Annotated in this window: 18 protein-coding genes and 1 pseudogene; 12 read left to right on the forward strand and 7 right to left on the reverse strand. The window is 56.6% G+C overall.

Annotation, left to right across the window (positions count from 1 at the left end):
- Window positions 1-141, reverse strand: a 141-nt coding sequence (locus HDF16_RS32050) for a DUF6880 family protein (RefSeq protein WP_432432280.1), incomplete at its 3' end; no start/stop codon positions are given.
- 375 nt (window positions 142-516) lie between these two features.
- On the opposite strand from HDF16_RS32050, the gene HDF16_RS32055 reads away from it, so the two are divergent.
- Window positions 517-777 (forward strand): recombinase family protein, encoded by a 261-nt coding sequence (locus HDF16_RS32055; protein WP_432432277.1) that lies wholly within the window; start codon window positions 517-519, stop codon window positions 775-777.
- Between the two features lie 22 nt (window positions 778-799).
- On the forward strand, window positions 800-1,117 hold the full coding sequence (locus HDF16_RS32060) for a helix-turn-helix domain-containing protein (protein WP_432432278.1): 318 nt from the start codon (window positions 800-802) through the stop codon (window positions 1,115-1,117).
- A 248-nt stretch (window positions 1,118-1,365) separates the two neighbouring features.
- Here the strand turns inward: HDF16_RS32060 and HDF16_RS23995 are convergent, their stop codons facing one another.
- The 3 genes from HDF16_RS23995 to HDF16_RS24005 form a co-directional block, all read right to left on the reverse strand.
- Window positions 1,366-1,827, reverse strand: a complete 462-nt coding sequence (locus HDF16_RS23995) for a DUF1569 domain-containing protein (RefSeq protein WP_184222410.1) — start codon at window positions 1,825-1,827, stop codon at window positions 1,366-1,368.
- Window positions 1,824-2,348 carry a VOC family protein gene (locus HDF16_RS24000; RefSeq protein WP_246409896.1) on the reverse strand — a complete coding sequence of 175 codons (525 nt, stop codon included), beginning with the start codon at window positions 2,346-2,348 and terminating at the stop codon, window positions 1,824-1,826. The genes HDF16_RS23995 and HDF16_RS24000 overlap by 4 nt, the downstream gene beginning before the upstream one ends.
- A 99-nt stretch (window positions 2,349-2,447) precedes the next feature.
- Window positions 2,448-3,227 carry a VOC family protein gene (locus HDF16_RS24005; RefSeq protein WP_184222412.1) on the reverse strand — a complete coding sequence of 260 codons (780 nt, stop codon included), beginning with the start codon at window positions 3,225-3,227 and terminating at the stop codon, window positions 2,448-2,450.
- A gap of 123 nt (window positions 3,228-3,350) precedes the next feature.
- Here HDF16_RS24005 and HDF16_RS24010 point away from each other — a divergent pair, with 123 nt between their 5' ends.
- Complete coding sequence (locus HDF16_RS24010; RefSeq protein WP_184222414.1) at window positions 3,351-3,992, forward strand: TetR/AcrR family transcriptional regulator; 642 nt, start codon at window positions 3,351-3,353, stop codon at window positions 3,990-3,992.
- Window positions 3,993-4,437: 445 nt separating this feature from the next.
- Here HDF16_RS24010 and HDF16_RS30915 read toward each other — a convergent pair whose 3' ends face one another.
- Complete coding sequence (locus HDF16_RS30915) at window positions 4,438-4,827, reverse strand: DUF5367 family protein (protein ID WP_184222416.1); 390 nt, start codon at window positions 4,825-4,827, stop codon at window positions 4,438-4,440.
- Between the two features lie 83 nt (window positions 4,828-4,910).
- Here HDF16_RS30915 and HDF16_RS24020 point away from each other — a divergent pair, with 83 nt between their 5' ends.
- The 5 genes and pseudogenes from HDF16_RS24020 (at window position 4,911) to HDF16_RS24040 (ending at window position 8,169) form a co-directional block, all read left to right on the forward strand.
- Complete coding sequence (locus HDF16_RS24020; protein WP_184222418.1) at window positions 4,911-5,492, forward strand: TetR/AcrR family transcriptional regulator; 582 nt, start codon at window positions 4,911-4,913, stop codon at window positions 5,490-5,492.
- A gap of 150 nt (window positions 5,493-5,642) precedes the next feature.
- Entirely contained in the window at window positions 5,643-6,179 is a 537-nt protein-coding gene (locus tag HDF16_RS24025) for a transposase (protein WP_184222420.1), read from the forward strand.
- Window positions 6,143-6,454: pseudogene (locus HDF16_RS24030) on the forward strand (transposase); the annotation flags it as partial. The gene HDF16_RS24025 and the pseudogene HDF16_RS24030, both read left to right, overlap by 37 nt.
- Before the next feature lie 207 nt (window positions 6,455-6,661).
- Window positions 6,662-6,940: a hypothetical protein gene (locus HDF16_RS24035; protein WP_184222422.1), complete on the forward strand. Its 279-nt coding sequence runs from the start codon at window positions 6,662-6,664 to the stop codon at window positions 6,938-6,940.
- Between the two features lie 2 nt (window positions 6,941-6,942).
- Window positions 6,943-8,169, forward strand: a complete 1,227-nt coding sequence (locus HDF16_RS24040) for a GGDEF domain-containing protein (RefSeq protein WP_184222424.1) — start codon at window positions 6,943-6,945, stop codon at window positions 8,167-8,169.
- 1,356 nt (window positions 8,170-9,525) lie between these two features.
- On the opposite strand, the gene HDF16_RS30920 is transcribed toward HDF16_RS24040, so the two are convergent.
- Both HDF16_RS30920 and HDF16_RS24050 read right to left on the reverse strand, forming a co-directional pair.
- Complete coding sequence (locus HDF16_RS30920; RefSeq protein WP_246409899.1) at window positions 9,526-9,888, reverse strand: helix-turn-helix domain-containing protein; 363 nt, start codon at window positions 9,886-9,888, stop codon at window positions 9,526-9,528.
- A gap of 48 nt (window positions 9,889-9,936) precedes the next feature.
- Window positions 9,937-11,157: an aspartyl protease family protein gene (locus tag HDF16_RS24050; RefSeq protein ID WP_221313080.1), complete on the reverse strand. Its 1,221-nt coding sequence runs from the start codon at window positions 11,155-11,157 to the stop codon at window positions 9,937-9,939.
- A 293-nt stretch (window positions 11,158-11,450) separates the two neighbouring features.
- On the opposite strand from HDF16_RS24050, the gene HDF16_RS24055 reads away from it, so the two are divergent.
- From HDF16_RS24055 to HDF16_RS24070, 4 genes are all read left to right on the forward strand, one after another.
- Complete coding sequence (locus HDF16_RS24055; RefSeq protein ID WP_184222428.1) at window positions 11,451-12,020, forward strand: cupin domain-containing protein; 570 nt, start codon at window positions 11,451-11,453, stop codon at window positions 12,018-12,020.
- Between the two features lie 45 nt (window positions 12,021-12,065).
- Window positions 12,066-13,247 (forward strand): VWA domain-containing protein, encoded by a 1,182-nt coding sequence (locus HDF16_RS24060; protein WP_184222430.1) that lies wholly within the window; start codon window positions 12,066-12,068, stop codon window positions 13,245-13,247.
- Window positions 13,248-13,455: 208 nt separating this feature from the next.
- A complete protein-coding gene (locus tag HDF16_RS24065; RefSeq protein ID WP_184222432.1) occupies window positions 13,456-15,912 on the forward strand; it encodes an ABC transporter permease in 2,457 nt (818 codons plus the stop codon).
- Between the two features lie 238 nt (window positions 15,913-16,150).
- Window positions 16,151-16,798, forward strand: a complete 648-nt coding sequence (locus HDF16_RS24070; RefSeq protein WP_184222434.1) for a hypothetical protein — start codon at window positions 16,151-16,153, stop codon at window positions 16,796-16,798.
- The last annotated feature ends 11 nt before the right edge of the window (window positions 16,799-16,809 follow it).

Below are 16,809 nucleotides of genomic sequence, written 5' to 3' on the forward strand. Positions count from 1 at the left end.
TGCGCCAGATTCGCCAGCCAGTTCATAGCGGAGACGACGTCTCAGCTTGAGATCATCTTGACTGATCTCTATGAGCAGGTTCGCCAACCGCGTAATGCCCAACATCTCCAGATTGGCCGATGTCACACTCTTTTTAGTCACTACACCTTTCTATCATTTTCTATCCCTGAGCGCGCGTTCTTACACCGGCGAGGAACAAGCAGAATGATCTCATCTCGCCCCGCATGGACGTCTCCACAGTAGCTGCCAACAAAGGAAGCACCGGCGAAACGTTCCTGATCGTCTTAGGGACACCGTTGTAGGGCTGAAGCGGAGTAGCGGGCCGTCGACCCAAGTGACAAACGCAGACTTCAGGTGATGACAGAGGATACGGGCGCACTCTATTTCGCCCTCGTGATCGCGCCACATAGCGGTGAAGAAAGCCCGCCACTTAGCTCTGAAGATCACAGAGTTGCTTGTTGCTTTATCGTACAGGTAATGACGAAGGTCAAAGAGCCTATTCGGACACGTCGGCCCGTGCGAACGCGCAAGCCGCCCAAAGGCCAACAGGTCGGCTACCTGCGCGTCAGCTCCCTTGATCAAAACGAGGTTCGCCAGCTCGAAGGGCTGGCCCTGGACAAAACCTTCACGGACAAGGCCTCCGGCAACGATGCGAAGCGACCCCAACTGGGGGCCATGCAGAGCTTCGTCCGGGAGGGAGACACGGTGTTCTGTCACTCGATGGATCGGCTGGCCCGCAACCTCGACGATCTGCGGAAGATCGCTGGGCCTTACTGAGCGGGGCATCCATATCGTCTTTGTGAAGGAAAACCTGACCTTCACCGGCGAGGATTCGCCCATGTCGAATCTGTTGCTGAGTGTCATGGGGGCGTTTGCTCAGTTCGAAAGAGAATTGATCCGGGAGCGCCAGCGTGAGGGAATTGCGATCGCAAAGAGGGAAGGGAAGTACAGCGGCAGGAAGCCATCTCTGACACCCGCGCGGGCGGCCGAGTTGCGGCGGCGAGTTGCCCAGGGCGGCTCGAAGGCTGCGCTTGCTCGTGAGTTCAGCATCAGCCGGGATACGCTATATCGGTACGCGCCGGTCAAAAAGCGCCGGGCCGGGAAGCTTGCAAAATGAATCGTGAGCAGGGAAGGGAAACAGGATGCGGAGGGCACATGCTGAATCCAGAGAACAACGCGAGTAGGAATTTTGTGAGTCCTGAGCTGAAGGAATGGGTTCCTGCTGAGTATGAAGCCGGCTACGCAGTCGGACGGGTTATCCCGTACTCCCGGCAAAGCACGCTCAGAGACTCCGACGACTCACCCGAACCACAAACTCCACTCGCTGATCCAGCACACCAACTCAATTGCGGCCAATCGGAACCCTCAGACGCCGAACTGTCGTAGGTGATGGTCGACATGTTTGTACATGAGAACGGCCCACTGCTGCGGTTTGAGCGGCCCAAAGAAGGGATGTGGGTGCTGGGAGCACCGAGCCGAACCCTTAGTGACAAAACTATCGATCGTTGCGATGAGCTGGGTCCGTTCGTGTTCGAAGTCGCACTGTGTGGGGTCCACTGAGAAGAGTTCCGGTGCGGAGGGTGAGTTGCGGCGCATGGGCTTGTCGTCGCGGAAAACAAGCGGCTTGATAACCAGGCCAATGACGTTAGCGGGAAAGGATGCACGCTTGGGGTAGATGACGCCAGTCGCCATCTGTATGCCAGACGTACAGTGAGCCAAGGTCTGGGCAAGCGTCATGTTGCCCCACCGCCGCGCACACTCAGGATGGAGGCGCATGACTCGCTGCTTTATGTCATCTGCCAGAGTGGGGTCAAAGAGATCTTTCATCGTAGCTGCTCTCCGTCTTTGGCTGGATGATCTGCTACTGTTTTGCGCGCGCGGCCTCGATCGCGGCGATGTCGATCTTTCGCATCGTCATCATCGCGTTCATCGCGCGCTTGGCTGCAGCGCGATCCGGGTCTGTCGTAGCCGCCAGCAGCGCGCGCGGAGTGGATCTGCCATGAAAAGCCCCAGCGATCCTTGCACCAGCCGCACATGCTTTCCTGGCCGCCGTTGCTGACGATGGCGTTCCACAGTCGATCCGTCTCAGCCTGATCGTCGGTAAGAATCACAAAGCTTACCGTTTCGTTGGGGACGAATTTCGGCCCGCCGTTGAGGCCCATGAAATTGCGGCCACAGACGGTGAACTCAACGATGAGTTCCTGGCCTTCGGGACCGGATGGCGTATCTATGGGCGAGGCGCTTATCTTCCCGACGTGGCTGTCGGGAAAGGTAACGGCATAGAATTCGGCTGCTTCGCGTGCTTTCCCGTGATCGAACCACAGGCAGGTGACCATCTTCTCGGACATATTGCTCTCTCCTGTCAGTTTTTCAAGACTCACCGTAAGTTCGACAGCGGTTCTCCTGTGAGCGAAGAGCGGCTGCACCGGGCATGAAGTACATCGCGGTTACGATTTTGGTCCCTGCATCAAAGCAAAATGGCCGTTCTGGTCGTCTGTGGCTTGCAGGATGCGTGAGCCTCCGGGTACGTCCATCGGAGGCAGAAGCACTTTACCGCAAGCCTCGATCACACGCTTCTGCGCAGATTCGATGTCGTCGACCGTGAAATAGTACTGCCAGTGCGGCGGAATACCTTCGGGCATGCCGGGACCCTTACGAGCCATCATTCCGCCGGTATAGAGGGGCTTGTCGGTCCGGAAGGTTTGGTAGATGCCCATGGCTCCCATGTCGTGCGCATGATCTTTCTCCCAGCCGTAGTGCCTGGAATAGTAATCAAAGGCTTTTGCAGGATCATCGGTGAGCAGTTCGTGCCAGCCCACATTGGCGACTGCCATTTGATCCAGACGTGGCGGAACATCTTGCTTGCCGGGTTCGAAGAGCAGGTATTTCACCTTTTGAGGGTCCAGTACGACAGCGAAACGGCCGACGCCGGGTATGTCCTGAGCGGGCTTTATGATAGTGCCGCCATCGGCTGTCACGGCCTTCAGCTCTTCATCAAGCTTTGCTGAGTGGATATGTCCCATCCACTCAGGAGGGAGCTCAGGCATGCCTGCGCCAGCCCAGGTCATCATGCCGCCGACGTCTTTGCCGTCTTTACCAAAGATCATGTAGGTGAAGCCAGGCATACCGGCGTCTTTGACATCCCACCCGACTACCTTCTTGTAGAAGTTGACTGCCTTGTCCATGTCGTTGGTTACGAGTTCGTACCAGATGAATCCGTCTGCCATGTTGCACCTCCCTTTTAGAGATGTGTCGCTATGAAGTAAACATCGTCCACATAATCTATCATCGAAAAGTGGATGCTGTCCACAATCATCCCTCTCCACGGTACACTCTACTTTGAACAAACAATGAAAAAGAACGTCTCTATTGAGAAGCGCAAGACCTTTCGCCACGGTGATCTGCGCAACGCGCTCGTGACGGCCGGCCTCGAGATGGCCCGTGCTGGAGGACCCAATGCAGTCATTCTGCGGGAGGCAACACGGCAGGCGGGTGTCTCTCCGAATGCGGCATACAGGCACTTTGCTGGCCAGGCTGAGCTACTGGATGCGGTGCGGTCGGCATGCCTGTCGCGGGTCGCCGCGTCAATTGAAGATGAGATGAAGAAGCACAAGGCGGGGCGCGATCCGCAAGCATTTGCGCGAAAGAGTCTGCGCGCGGTGGGCATGGGCTATCTGGGATTCGCGGTGAGGGAGCCGGGGATGTTTCGCACGGCCTTCTCGGTTCCACCGCCGGTTCATTCTCCTGACCCGGCGAATACGGCTTCTATGGGCCTAAACCCGTTTCAGCTGCTTTCGCTAGCACTCGATCGAATGCTGGATAGCGGCCTGCTGGGCAAGAAGGATCGCCAAGACGCGGAGTATCTTGCATGGTCGACCGTTCACGGGCTGGCACTTCTGGCATTAGAAGGACCGCTGCATAAAATGCCACGAGAGATGGTGCTGGCTCTGGGCGAGCGGCTAGTCGTGATGGTGGAACGCGGTCTGGGCTAACCCAACCGCTATCGCCGCGTGCCCGATTCGTTAGCCAAGTCAACAGAAGCTACTCCTTCTACATGGTTGGGGTGCTACCGCCGTTGATCGTGTAGTTGACCCTGCTAACGAATCGGGCACGCGGCGATGCTCCAGGAGCCCGGCTACTTCTTTGGTTAGTACCGACAATCGCGCTTAGCGGAAGTAATCAGCTTCCGTTTCCCGGCTCGATGAGTGCATTTGCCTGTGGGTGTTGAAAAACTCATCCTCTGAGAACTCGCGGAAAATTCATCGCGTCAGGATGCCCTACAAGCCGCTGTCTCGGACCGGATAGACATTTTCTATCCCCGAATTTGAGGCCGTTTGTGCAGAAAACGAGTTTTTCAACACCCACGCCTGTTCTCAACAGTTGAGTCAACTTCCGGAAAGCCAGTGACACGGGAGTTAGCGACTGTCTGCTTCGTTGTTACCGGGTTGCCCCTAACGTGACCACCTCAGCGATTCCAAGCACAAGCGCATATGTAGCAAATAGAAAAGCGCCGTAGCGGCCGCCCGATGAGGCGTGAATCCTTGGCATGAATGTCGATAGATGAGAGAGAACGACTGCTTCTCCAATCATCCCAGGAATAGCGAGCAAGAGCATTCCGGACGCCCAGGTGGTGGGTGGGACCTGACGCAGTTTAAGAATAGTGATGCAGAGGACCGCGCTCACAAGAGGCGAGACGCAGAAGCTGATCCAGTAACGCAGGCTCGTAGTCTCGAGAACGGAAGGGCCGCGATACGCGTAGTAGACCGAACCAAGAATCCAAATGATAAAGCCGAGGATGAACAGGAAGATAGAGTCTGGCGTTTTCACGGCTGGCCTTTTCCAGATAGGATTAGATGTACCACACGGTACATCTGTACAGAATGTACCACATGGTACATCGGGGAGATCAAGTGTCGAACAGAGAGACCACTGACCTTACCGACCTTGCCGAGAGCTGTCTCGGCGCTTTCGTTCGGTCTGGAACGCTCGACCTGAGCATGGATCAGTTGGCGAGAGAAGTTGGAATTAGCAAGCGCATGTTGGTTCACTACTTCGGGGGACGAGACGCCATCGAAGAGCGAGCGATGACGCTTTTGGAGAACAGACTTCGTGCGCAGTTCGCTCCTGAGAATTTCCCGGCTGGAGTCGGCATACAGGTGGTCATCCATGCGCTGTGGGATCGTACGACGAATTCTCAGTCCAAGGGAGTTCTGTTGCTGGTGATGGATGTCTCACGACGAGCATGGAACGGGTCTCCGAGGGCAACGTCGTTCTACCGGGAGCAACAGCGGCTATGGGTCGAACTCCTCTTGAGGTATCTACCGGATAAGAACACCGTCGAAGATGTGCTTCAGTCCTTCCAGGGAGCAGTTCTCGCTTATCTCATAACCGGCGACCCAGAGCCGGGGAAAGGGATGCTCAACCGGCTATGCGCGAAGCTAGAGACACGCGGGAAGTCCAGTAGAGAGATAAAACGCCGTCGGACAAGCTGAAGGGGACTCTCATTCCGGCTTGTCGGCTGTTCGGAAGTAATCGCTATTCTGACTCAGTCCATGCCAAATCTCTAGAGCGTGTTTCATAAATAGATTCGGCCTCAAGCCGGGGACTTCTGGATGAGGCGGGTGGTTTGTTTAGCTTTTTGAATGAGCAAGAAGCGTTTTGAGTTGTTGAGCGAGAGGCAGTGGGAGCTGATTGCGCCTCTTCTGCCTGAACCGAAGCAGCGCAAGGACAGACGGGGCCGTCCGTGGGCATCGAACCGGGCCTGCCTCGAAGGCATCCTGTGGGTGCTGCAAACGGGTGCGGCGTGGAGATTCTTACCCGACAAGTATCCCTCTCCCGCGACCTGCTGGCGGCGGTTGAAGCAGTGGGAAGAGCAGGATGTGTGGCTCGATGCCTGGCGAGCGCTGTTGGGTGCGCTCGATGGCGAAGGTCTGTTGAAGTGGGAAGAGACGTTCCTGGACGGCAGCTTCGCTCCGGCCAAAAAGGGGGCTCCGCAGTCGGTAAAACCAAGCGCGGCAAGGGCACGAAGTGGATGGTACTGGTCGACGGTGGCGGTCTTCCGCTGGGAGTTCGGCTGTAAAGTGCCTCTCCGGGAGAAGTTACGCTTGCGGAAGCCACGCTCGCCGAAGTCAAAGTCCCTCGCCCCAAAGGCAGGCCGCGGCAGAAGCCGAAACGGGTGATCGCCGACCGCGCCTACGACTCCGACCCGCTGCGTGAACGGCTGGCAAAACGAGGCATCGACCTCATCGTTCCGTATCGCGAAAACAACAAGAAGAGAAAACATGAAGATGGCAGAAAGCTCAGGCGCTACAAACGCCGATGGATCATCGAACGCACCAACGCCTGGCTTGGTCAGTTCCGCAGACTCCTCGTTCGCCATGAGCACCTCCTCTCGACCTACAGAGCCTTCTTCTATCTCGCTTGCCTCTGGATCACACTGCGCAGGTGTTTATGAAACACGCTCTAGTGCCGTATCGCAGTCAAATATCGGAAAACGATTGATTACAAAGGGCCGCCATTCCCTGATTTCAGTGCAGTCCGACAACCGACTGTGCGAGTTCTTCATGCGCTCAAGTTTGGCGGAGACTATCGTCGGCTGACGCCGAAGACCGGCTATCGGCCATGTGATTTCAGCTAGGACTTCACGAACGTAGAAACGCTGGTGAACGCGCAGATTCCTGTCTACGCCGGCGTGGACAATGCCGAGACCGCCCAGCTTCGGCCAAACTGGCATCTAAATTGCGATGACGTACCCAAACCCTTCCTGATCACGCGGAATCCTAAGGGCCTGGAGACTTGGATGACTCTACTTTTGATGCAGATGACGGTCGTATTGCTGGTTGCGTTGCTGTGCGGCTGGGTGGCCAGGAAGCTGGGGCAGGCGCGGGTGATCGGCGAGATTGTTGTCACGCTGCGACGCGTTGTTCTTCGGGTATTGTGACTATGAAAGAAAAGCTCAACTTTTCAATCCGAGGCACGCGCGAGTTGCGGCTGATATTGCCCTTTATAGCAATTCTTCTTGCGCTGGTGCTAGTTAGCGCCTTCAGCATAGATATACTCTCTGCTGCGCGCGCCTACGTGGGCGGCGAAAGCCTGTGGAGCAAAAGGCAGAAAGATGCCGTAATCCACCTTATGCGCTACGCTGACGGCTATGGCGAGGAAGAATTCAGCGCCTACGAGCGCGCCATCGCTGTGCCTTTGAGCGACCGCAAAGCGAGGCTCGAGTTGACAAGCGCGCGGCCTGATTATGGCAAGGCAGCGGCTGGCCTGCCTGCTGGCGGCAATCATCCGGACGATATTCCCGGGATGATCCGGCTAGTCCGTTATTTCGGGCGCTTACCGGCCGTCGAGCGCGCAGTCGGAATCTGGGCGCGTGCCGATGACGAAGTGGCAACTCTGAACGAGCTCGCAGAGCGACTGCATGTCGCTGTGAGGGATAGCAAAGGTGGTGCCGATAGCGTTGCGCTATTGTTGCATCGCATACAGGACACAAATGCACGGGTTACGCCGCTGGAGGAAGCCTTCTCTTCCTCGCTAGGCCAAATCTCGCGGCAGTTAAGAAGTTTCTTGATACCTGGCATTGGTATCGTGGCGGCCTTGCTGTTCTTCCCTGGAGTTGCGATATCGCTCCGCGATGTACAGCGTGAACGCAGACATACTCTTCACCTGACCCACCAGGCAAGCCACGACGCGCTGACGGGCCTGTTCAATCGCATCGAATTCGAACGCTGTTTGTCCAATGCCATCGACGAGGTGCATGAGGATGGCTCCGCACATGCTCTGATGTACCTCGATCTGGATCAATTCAAACTGGTTAACGACACTTGCGGCCACGCCGGCGGCGACGAGTTGCTTCGCCAGATAGCCGACCTCATGCGGGCGCAACTGCGCCAGACCGATATCATTGCCCGCCTGGGCGGGGACGAATTTGGTATATTGCTCGTGCACTGCGATGCTGACGATGGCTTACGCGTAGCCGAAGCGATCCGCGAAGGGATCTCTCAATACCGATTCGTGTGTAGTCAACGCACCTTTACAGTGGGCGTGAGCATTGGTGTGCTCGATCTGGACCAGAAAGTGTCCCAGCTCGTGGAGGCGCTCAGCGCTGCCGACGCCGCCTGTTATCAGGCAAAACAAAGCGGGCGCAATTGCGTACAGGTCTACCAATAAGAAGCCGATGCAATACGACGGCCTTCGATATCGAGCCGGGTTCCCAGGGCTTACAAGGGTATGGCAACGATTCGAGACAAACTGGGCAGATCGCCTAGTCAACTCTCCAAATCGTCCGTTTTCTCCTTAGTCATCGCCATACCCGAGAAGCATGAGTCGATCCTTCCGGATTCCGTACGGTTATCTGTTCAGCACCAAGCAAGCTGGATTGCAGCAAAGCGCTACAAAGAAAGCTGAGGAAAGATGCGGGGGCAACGCGCGCTGGACAGAGTCTCATTAGCGTTTGATGCTGATTAGAGACGAGAGAGCAATCGGGTGGCTGAGTCCCCAAAAGTCGCCCTTGACGCTGCCGCACTTCTGCAAAAGCTGGCCTGGGGCCTTTGGCGATTTCTGCTCACATTAGCTTCTCTGAAAGGATTTTCCCTTGCCATAGCGCTTATCGAGGCCCCCGAACTATTGAGTCATGCCCAAGAAGGCCAAGGCCGTCGATAGGAGGACAACACGAGAAGTGGCGCTCTGACAGCCGCTCAAGAGCTTCTTTCTTCCTGTTCCACTTGAGATAGCCTGTTGACGTTAACGGGCTGCCTTGTTTCTTGTAACGAGGTGGGCAAGGATTGTTACGATCCATTTGGAGGCTCTCCTTGAGGCCGCCACGCCAAGTAAAGGGTCGGTAGTGGTGCAGCTTCAAATTCCTCTGGGTTGCGATACATTTTGGGGCGGCGTAGTCTCGGAATATGGCAAGTCACCATGAACCCGTAGTGGTTGACAGGATTGAGTGGCGGATCACGGAAGCCGCGTGCTCGTGCGGAGCGAAGCTGGAACTTGGAAAGACTCAGGTTCTCCCAAGAAACAAGCCGAGCAGTTGGCAGCAGCCTTCCAAAAGCATAAGAAAGATAGGTCAATAGGACGAAAGAAGCCTATGCAGGCAATGAGACCCAAGCCTAAAAGGAAAGCGCGTGAAGACCTCAATCTGGCAGCCGCTCGGACCATTTAGGAAGCTACCGAGGGGTAGTTGGCAGCTTTTGGTTGTTTCATTACTTGCCGGATCTGGGGTCTGGGGAGCAATGGAACAGTGAACCCCACACCCCGGATACACCACGGATGCGTTCGTACTTCACGGTGTCGACGAGAACGCGCCATTGTTGCAAAAGCCGTTTTCAGTAGAACAACTGGCAAATAAAGTTCGCGAAGTCCTTGATCAAGGCGACCCAGCGGCAGCAATAGAGCTAGAGGAAGACGTCCACGACGTATATCACTTGGCTAGCCGGACATCGCTAGACCAAGCTCCATCCTGTCATTCCTTCGAAAGCTGTCTTGGTTCAGAAGGGCCTTGAGCCGGCACGTGTTCCAGGCCGCCTAAGCCACACTATTTATTAAATGGCAAAAGCCCGTCACCGGACCCAATGCGGACAACTCAAAGGAAATGGCAGCGGGCTTTTTGGTGTTCATTGTGGAAGCTGTTGTGTTCTCACTCCAACAGTCTACGATTGGGCCCAAGAATTTCCCATCCACCCGAAGTTGCATGATCAATGCCACATTTGACGTCCGGCCACGCGCCTTGTGAATCAGCCCGCCGCCACCGTCGCTCTCATACCGCGCCAGAAGCCGGTACGCCTGGCGCTCGCTGACAGCGAGTACGGCTGCTGCCGCAGCCACAGTACGCCGTCCAGCCCGCACGTCGCTCGACACTTCGATCCGTTTTAAATCTCGTTCGCTCATCGATATCCAACCCATCCTTAGACCCTGACACTTCTAATGGGGGTCGCGTCACTGGAGTCGCAACTCCATAGCTGAGAAGTCGAGAGTGAAGGATTGAGCTTGCTTCAGCAGGTCCATCCCGAGATTTCCCGATGCCCAGGTGCCGTTACCCTGTTCCGTGAAGACATGTGCAGGCTTTAGAACAACGTCCTTACCGCCTAGTTTGAAGGTGACGGACGGAAGAGAGATGGAGGCGTTCTCAACTTTGCCCCCCAGTCCTTCAAGCGACCTTTTTTCTGGCACCCCGTTTTTCATGATGTCAGGGAGGCTCTTTGCAAACTGTGGGTTCAAATCGGTGTCCACGGCACCAGTGTCCAGCGTGAAATCCAGATGCTTATCAGCAACAGAAACGTCGATCACAGGGTTCGAGTTGTGAAAAAGCATATTGCATTCATTTGCCTTGAAAGGCTGCGGAGTAAAGTCGAACTCAAAGGAACCCGTCGGCCTCCAGCGGAGTGTATGCATCGCAAGTAGCACCGGCAGGCCAATTATCCCGTGTTCTGTCTTCGGAGCGTGAATCCAAGGCTCGCCCGAGTCGGCTATTACCAAAAAAGGCACATTGCGGAGGTGGAGCCCACCGATCCGTAGATCCTCTACCATCGCGAGCTGGAGCCCCGACACGCCTTGTCCGCTGGCATCTCCCATCGTTCCTTCCACAGGTTTGGTAATAATGCCCAGCTCTTTGGCTTCAGATTCTCCGATGACTGAGATCCCGGCCCCTGTATCGAAGAAGAACTTCAAGTCATGGCCATTTGCTTTCAATGGCAGTGAGATCGTGCCACGCTCAATCGGAATTACGCTCGGTTCTACCTTGACAGTCATCATTCTTGGTAGTGCATTCAGAGCAGTGAAAATAGAGAGCATGCTCCTGGGGTCTGCAGCATTTGGCCGCGCCTGTAATGCTGCCACGATTTCAGCGTGTCCCTCGCGGTACATCCCATTCCGGAAGTACATGTTTCCAAGGAGATCATGGGCTTCGTAAGCTTCGTCTGAATTTGGGGAATGGCGGATGACAGACCGCAGCTCCGTTTCTGCGGCTCGCACCCTGTTGAAAGATGCATTCACAGCTCCCTTGTAAAAAGCGGAAGCGTTTGAGTCTAAAACCGCGTCCCTAAGCCGGAAGACTTGATTCTTCTCGTAGATAGGTTTCAGAGGGTCGGAAAGCTGAGCCTTCCCTGGCGGTGAAATCAGGAGCGTCATCGTTAAAGCGAACAGATGTTCGAATCGCATTTAGCCACCTCGTTTGGAGCAGTCGTGTCTTGACAGCCACGATACTAGGTTAGCCTTGCCCCGTTCCTTGGAATGCGTCGCGTTCGGGTATACGTCAAAGATACGGGTGAACAGGCTCCGAAAAGCGTCGCAATAGGTTCATTTCTGCATTTCACGACGCTCCCAGAAGAGGGTCTAGACTCTAACGCGACATCTGCTGCCGTCACAGTCTCAAGTAGGGTCCTGTCGGAGAGCACTTAAGGTTCGTCGAACGGTTCAGGGGCTGACCGCATCCAAGCTGTCGGAGCCGAAGAATGAATCGAAGACAATTTGGCGTGGCGATGGCGGGCCTGGGTCTAGGATCAAGTGCTCTCGGAGAACGAACGCCTGAGATCGAGAAACTGCTGCTGTCTCGAAACGGCTGGATGCCGAACAACGAACGCTTGCCGGTGTTGGTTTATCGCCGAGCATTCAGCGGTGACGCGCTCGCGGATCGGATGGAAGAAGGTTTCCAGCGCAATCTTTGGCCGGCTCAGTGGAGAAATGGCGTTTACACCTTCCATCACTACCATTCCACTGCTCATGAAGTGCTCGGCTTCGCCGCCGGAAGCGCACGGTTGACCCTTGGTGGCGAGGGTGGCCATGATGTGACGGTCAGTGCCGGAGACGTCCTTGTGCTGCCCGCTGGAACGGGGCATTACCTTGTTCACGCGGACCCTGGCTTTCTCGTCGTGGGGGCCTATCCCGTGGGGCAACACTGGGATATCTGCCGGTCCGCTCCGGACGTGGCAACGACCGAAAGGATGTTGAGTCTTCCGTTCCCGGCAAGTGATCCGATCACAGGAAAGGGAGGAGATATCGTTCGCGTCTGGTCGCCCTCTTAGCGAGCGGAACACTGAAAGACAGCTAGCGATACCCCGAATGCTCCCTTGAGTGAACTATCCTTTTTCTTCGCAATCCGGTATTACGATGAGTGTCATATGCTTCTCCGCGTATCGATTGTGAGTTCGGTCTTACTGCTTGCCTTGGTGTTGACCGCCTCTGCGCAGGAGCACGGACATGCTTCCGACGATGCCGCACAGAGCACAATCGCCGTGCGTTCGGACCTTGTGCTCGTACCAGCTTTCGTGAAGACCCGCCACGGAGAGTTAGTGTTTTCGCTGACCGCAGAGGATTTTGCGCTTACTGATAATGGGGTGCCGCAGAGGCTCCACTTGGAGCCCGACACGGATTCGCAACCCCTCGCCTTGGCGGTAGTCGTGCAGACAGGCGGCTTGGGCGCGTCTCATCTTGGCGACTATCGTGGGCTGGAGGCAGCGCTGGAAGCGCTCATCGGAGCCGTCCCGCATCGTGTCTCAGTTATAAGTTTCGATCGCCGCGCACATCTGGAACAAGCGTTCGATCCCGATACTGACAAAGCCGCTGGGGTGATCTCAGGATTGGAGCCTGGGGACAAAGGAGCCGCAATCCTTGACGGATTAGTCTTCGCAACAGCCCAGTTAGCAAAGCAACCCGCGCGGTACAGGCGTGCCTTAATTCTGTTTAGCGAAACAATTGATTCGGGAAGCCAGGCAAGCCTCGACGAAGCATTGCGAGCGATCGATGACACCAACACAGCCATTTACAGCTTTGCTCTTTCCAGTACAAAGGCAGCCTTGAAGCAGGAAGGGGCCAAACTTCCCAACCCCGTATCCCGAACGAAGTATTCGGCCACGCCATACAAATCGGGCGGCTGCATGAGTCGGGAGCCCGACGCAGATCCAGATTCGCACGGGGACCGGACTGTACAGGCACTGGACTGCGCAAATGATCTTCTGCCGCCATTGCGCATAGCACGATTGGCTTACATTGCAGCCGTGGATGGCATGCAGAAGAATGTTCCAGAGACTGTTGCCAAACTCACTGGCGGGGAGTATTTCGGCTTCAAAGATTCCAGGAGCCTGAGGCAGAGTCTCTCAGCAATTTCAAACGACCTGCCCAACCGTTACGTTTTGAGTTTTCAGCCAAGCTCGCCACATCCGGGACTCCACGCGCTCTCATTGAGCTTGAAAGACCGGCAGGAGTTCGTAATTAAAGCGAGAGGTGCATATTGGTTGGACGCCAGCCGATAGCCTTGAAGTTCTATGTCCTTCGTCCTGGGTAGGCGGCTTGCGTTGCGGCGAGCAACGTATAACCTCTCATTGCGGTAAAATCTCGTTCGTCGTGCCGTTTCCTCGCGCTTCGTTAATTCAATAAGATCTTGCCTGCTTGAACGAACTTGTTGCGCATTAGCTCCTACATCTGCGATTCTTGGTGGAAATTGATCGTGGGGTTTCTCTCTTGGCCGCTATCTTATTTGACAGGCAAGACTTCCTCTACTCCCTCCGCTCCGCCCGTCGCACTCCTCTGCTGACGGGCATCGCTGTCCTTGCGCTATCCGTTGGCATCGGCCTCAACACCGCCGTCTTCACCATCGTCAACATGCTATTGCTGGCACCTCCCGTACGAGAAAATCCCTCAACTTTCGCGCAGATTTATCCTCACTATGAGGGTTGGTACACAGGCTCGTCGCTCTCAAATGATCTCAACAGCGATGACCTGGACGCGGTCCGCTCCCACACCCAGGCACTCAGCGAAGTCGCGGCATGGCAACTCATCGCCGTGACCCAGGAAGAGACGCGCAGGAAAAGCGCCATGCAGCTCGTCACCTGCAACTACCTGCAAGTCATCGATGTGGGCCGTCCATTGATGGGCCGTTTCTTCGACGCTTCAGAATGTGTTCCCGGTTCCAGCGCACGCGTCGTTGTCCTTGGCGAGATCCAGTGGAAGTCCCAGCTAAACTCCGACCCCAACATCGTCGGCAAAACGATCCACTTGAGCGGCCAGACCCTCACCGTCATCGGCGTAGCCTCAGCCGATCACACCAATCATCTGCCGGCCGGCATCTGGGCTCCCTACACGCTGCAGCCGCTCTTCAATCACGGTAACAGTGCCTTCAAAGAACCATGGCCCTGGCTCACCACCATCGGCCGCCTCGGGCACGGCTACACCCGTTCACAGGCCGCGGTTGAAATCCAAACCATCCTGCAAAGCAGAGACGCCCTTTACCGCGGCAATCAATCCAACTTGAACTCCCGCAAGACCTCCGTCATTGCCACCAACGGATCCTTTATCGCGGTTCCCTCGCGGCAGTCGATTGTCTTCGGGTTAATCTTCCTCATACTCGGCCCACTGTCGCTCGTACTTCTCCTTGCCTGCACAAACATCACCATGCTCTTTCTATCGCGCGTGCTGATGCGTCGCGGCGAGCTCGCCGTGCGCCTCGCCCTCGGCGCAGGCCGCGCCCGACTCATGCGTATGCTCGCGCTTGAGAGCGTCCTTGTCGCCACCACATCCGGCCTCATCAGCATCGTTCTCGCTGCCCGCCTGCCCGGAATCATCCTCAAAATCATGGACCCGCTCGAAGCCTCAGACATGCCCGCCGTCCATCCCGACTGGCGCGTCTTCACCTACCTCGGCTTGCTGGTTGTCGTCGCCACCGTAGCCTCGGCCATCGCGCCTCTCGCCGAATCCTTCCGCCTGGATCTTGTCACAGCTCTCAAGGGCCGCGAGGGTGCCGTCACCGCCCGCTCGCGAAGTACCAGCATCCTCATCTTCGCCCAGATAGCCATGAGCTTCGTACTCCTCGCCGCCGCCGTGCTCTTCGTGCGTCTGCCTTCGTCCATCGCCAATGTCGACACTGGCTTCGACATGCGGAGCCTTATCACCGTCCCTCTGCAAGTGGAGCTGCCGCCCTACACCCAAGCTTCTGCGCAGGAGTTCTATCGCGATCTCGAAGCACGCATCGAGCGAATCCCGGGCGTCCGATCCATCGCTTACGCCAGCGTGCCCATCTTCAGCACGCCCGCACAGCAGGAGCTGCGTATGCCCCAGCAGCCCAAAGGGCAGGGCCTCCAGGCCGGTGTCGACGAGGTCTCCTCAGCTTTTTTCATGACCTACGGCATCCCACTGCTCCGCGGCCGTACTTTTGCCTCCTCTGACCTCCCCGCCACCGGAGACACCACCGTCGCCATCGTCACCCGCGCCTTTGCGCGAGAGCTCTTTGGCGACACCGATCCAATTGGCAAGCTTGTTGTGACCAACGATAACCGCACCCTCACCATCGTCGGTGTCGTTCAGGATGTTCGCTCTGAGCACTTCGGCTCCCTCGACGGCCCGCGCCTCTACACCCTGCGCAACGCGAACTCCATTCAGGGCGGCCTCTATGTCCGCTTCGCCGGCGACCCCACGCCCATCATCGAGTCCATCCGTCAGACAGTCCGCAACCTCGATCCCACCCAGCCCGACATCCCCATATCCATCAAGAAGTCTCTTGAAGAAGACGCCTCGCAGATGGCTGCCGTGGCCAACATCATCGTCGGAATGGCGACCGTTGCCGTCATCCTGGCGATGACTGGTCTCTTCGCTGTTCTGAACTTCGTCGTCCAGCGGCGCACACGCGAGTTCGGGATCCAGATGGTGCTGGGTGCCAGCCGAGGAGTCATCTTCCGCGGCGTTCTCCACCGTGGAATCCTTCAGATCGCCGCAGGCCTCGTCGGCGGACTCGTTCTCGCCGCCCCCGCTGCCTGGTGGTTCGGCCGCATGACTCAGCGCTCGCTGATACCGGTACACCCTATGGACGCAACCATCTACGTCATCTCCGCGCTCCTGCTCACCGCGGTCTCACTCTGCGCCATGAGTCTCCCCGCCCTGCGCGCCACCCGCGTTGATCCTATGCAGTCGCTGCGCAACGAGTAGCATCAGCGTCAAAGCCTCGATTGCCTGGTCTGCCGTATCATTGGCACCAATGGCTCCGAGGACATCATCCCTGAAGGTTTGTTTTGCTGCCGTCCTGATGCTCCCCGCCACGCTTTATGCGCAGCAAGCACCGTCACCCACACTCAACGAGATCCTCCAACGCTTGGAAGCAAACCTGAATCGTTTCGACACTCGGGTGCCCAGCTTATTCTGCGATGAACATGTCGTTTCATCTCAGATGGCACCCAAGACACCCCCGCAAAACACGGTGACGGACTCCGTATTTCGGCTTAGCCGAACGCAAAGTCCTGAGAACACGAAGACTCTCGTTGAATCCCGTGAGGTCAAGACAGTTAACGGCAAGCCAGCCACCTCGGAAGATGTGGACGGTCCCACAGTATTGAGCGGATTGTTTGAAGGGGCCCTTGCCGTGGTATCTCTTGATCAGGCAGCCTGCACGAACTACACCTTGCAGAAGATCAACTCCAAACGTCCCGGCGATTCCTACTCCATTCACTTCGCCACGGTCCTCACGCCGAAGAACGCCGACGCCTGCTTCCTTCAAGAGGAGAGTAGTGGACGAGCCGTGATCGATTCCGCAACCATGCAACTCAAGCATTTGGAGATCACGACGCCACATCACATCATCACGGACGGTGATTCTTCCACGCTCCGCCTCGTTGGAAAACGGAAACTCACTATCGAGTATGCACCCGTCCTCCTCGGAGGAGAGAGCTTCTGGATGCCCTCCTTGATCACCATGCTCAATACCGGCGGCTCGGGCTTCCACACCACTTCATGGTCGTTCCGGGCCACCTATCGCAACTACCATCGGCGAGAAGTCACCTCGCGGCTCCTTCCGGCCGACGCTGCCCCCAAACCGTAACCCAACATCAC

The organism is Granulicella aggregans (assembly GCF_014203275.1).
Taxonomy (GTDB): domain Bacteria; phylum Acidobacteriota; class Terriglobia; order Terriglobales; family Acidobacteriaceae; genus Edaphobacter.

Excerpts from the sequence above, each read along its gene's own strand:
- HDF16_RS23995 (WP_184222410.1), bottom strand. The coding sequence starts at position 1,827 with ATGAAAGATCTCTTTGACCCCACTCTGGCAGATGACATAAAGCAGCGA.
- HDF16_RS24000 (WP_246409896.1), bottom strand. The coding sequence starts at position 2,348 with ATGTCCGAGAAGATGGTCACCTGCCTGTGGTTCGATCACGGGAAAGCA.
- HDF16_RS24005 (WP_184222412.1), bottom strand. The coding sequence starts at position 3,227 with ATGGCAGACGGATTCATCTGGTACGAACTCGTAACCAACGACATGGAC.
- HDF16_RS24010 (WP_184222414.1), top strand. The coding sequence starts at position 3,351 with ATGAAAAAGAACGTCTCTATTGAGAAGCGCAAGACCTTTCGCCACGGT.
- HDF16_RS24025 (WP_184222420.1), top strand. The coding sequence starts at position 5,643 with ATGAGCAAGAAGCGTTTTGAGTTGTTGAGCGAGAGGCAGTGGGAGCTG.
- HDF16_RS24040 (WP_184222424.1), top strand. The coding sequence starts at position 6,943 with ATGAAAGAAAAGCTCAACTTTTCAATCCGAGGCACGCGCGAGTTGCGG.
- HDF16_RS30920 (WP_246409899.1), bottom strand. The coding sequence starts at position 9,888 with ATGAGCGAACGAGATTTAAAACGGATCGAAGTGTCGAGCGACGTGCGG.
- HDF16_RS24050 (WP_221313080.1), bottom strand. The coding sequence starts at position 11,157 with ATGCGATTCGAACATCTGTTCGCTTTAACGATGACGCTCCTGATTTCA.
- HDF16_RS24055 (WP_184222428.1), top strand. The coding sequence starts at position 11,451 with ATGAATCGAAGACAATTTGGCGTGGCGATGGCGGGCCTGGGTCTAGGA.
- HDF16_RS24070 (WP_184222434.1), top strand. The coding sequence starts at position 16,151 with ATGGCACCCAAGACACCCCCGCAAAACACGGTGACGGACTCCGTATTT.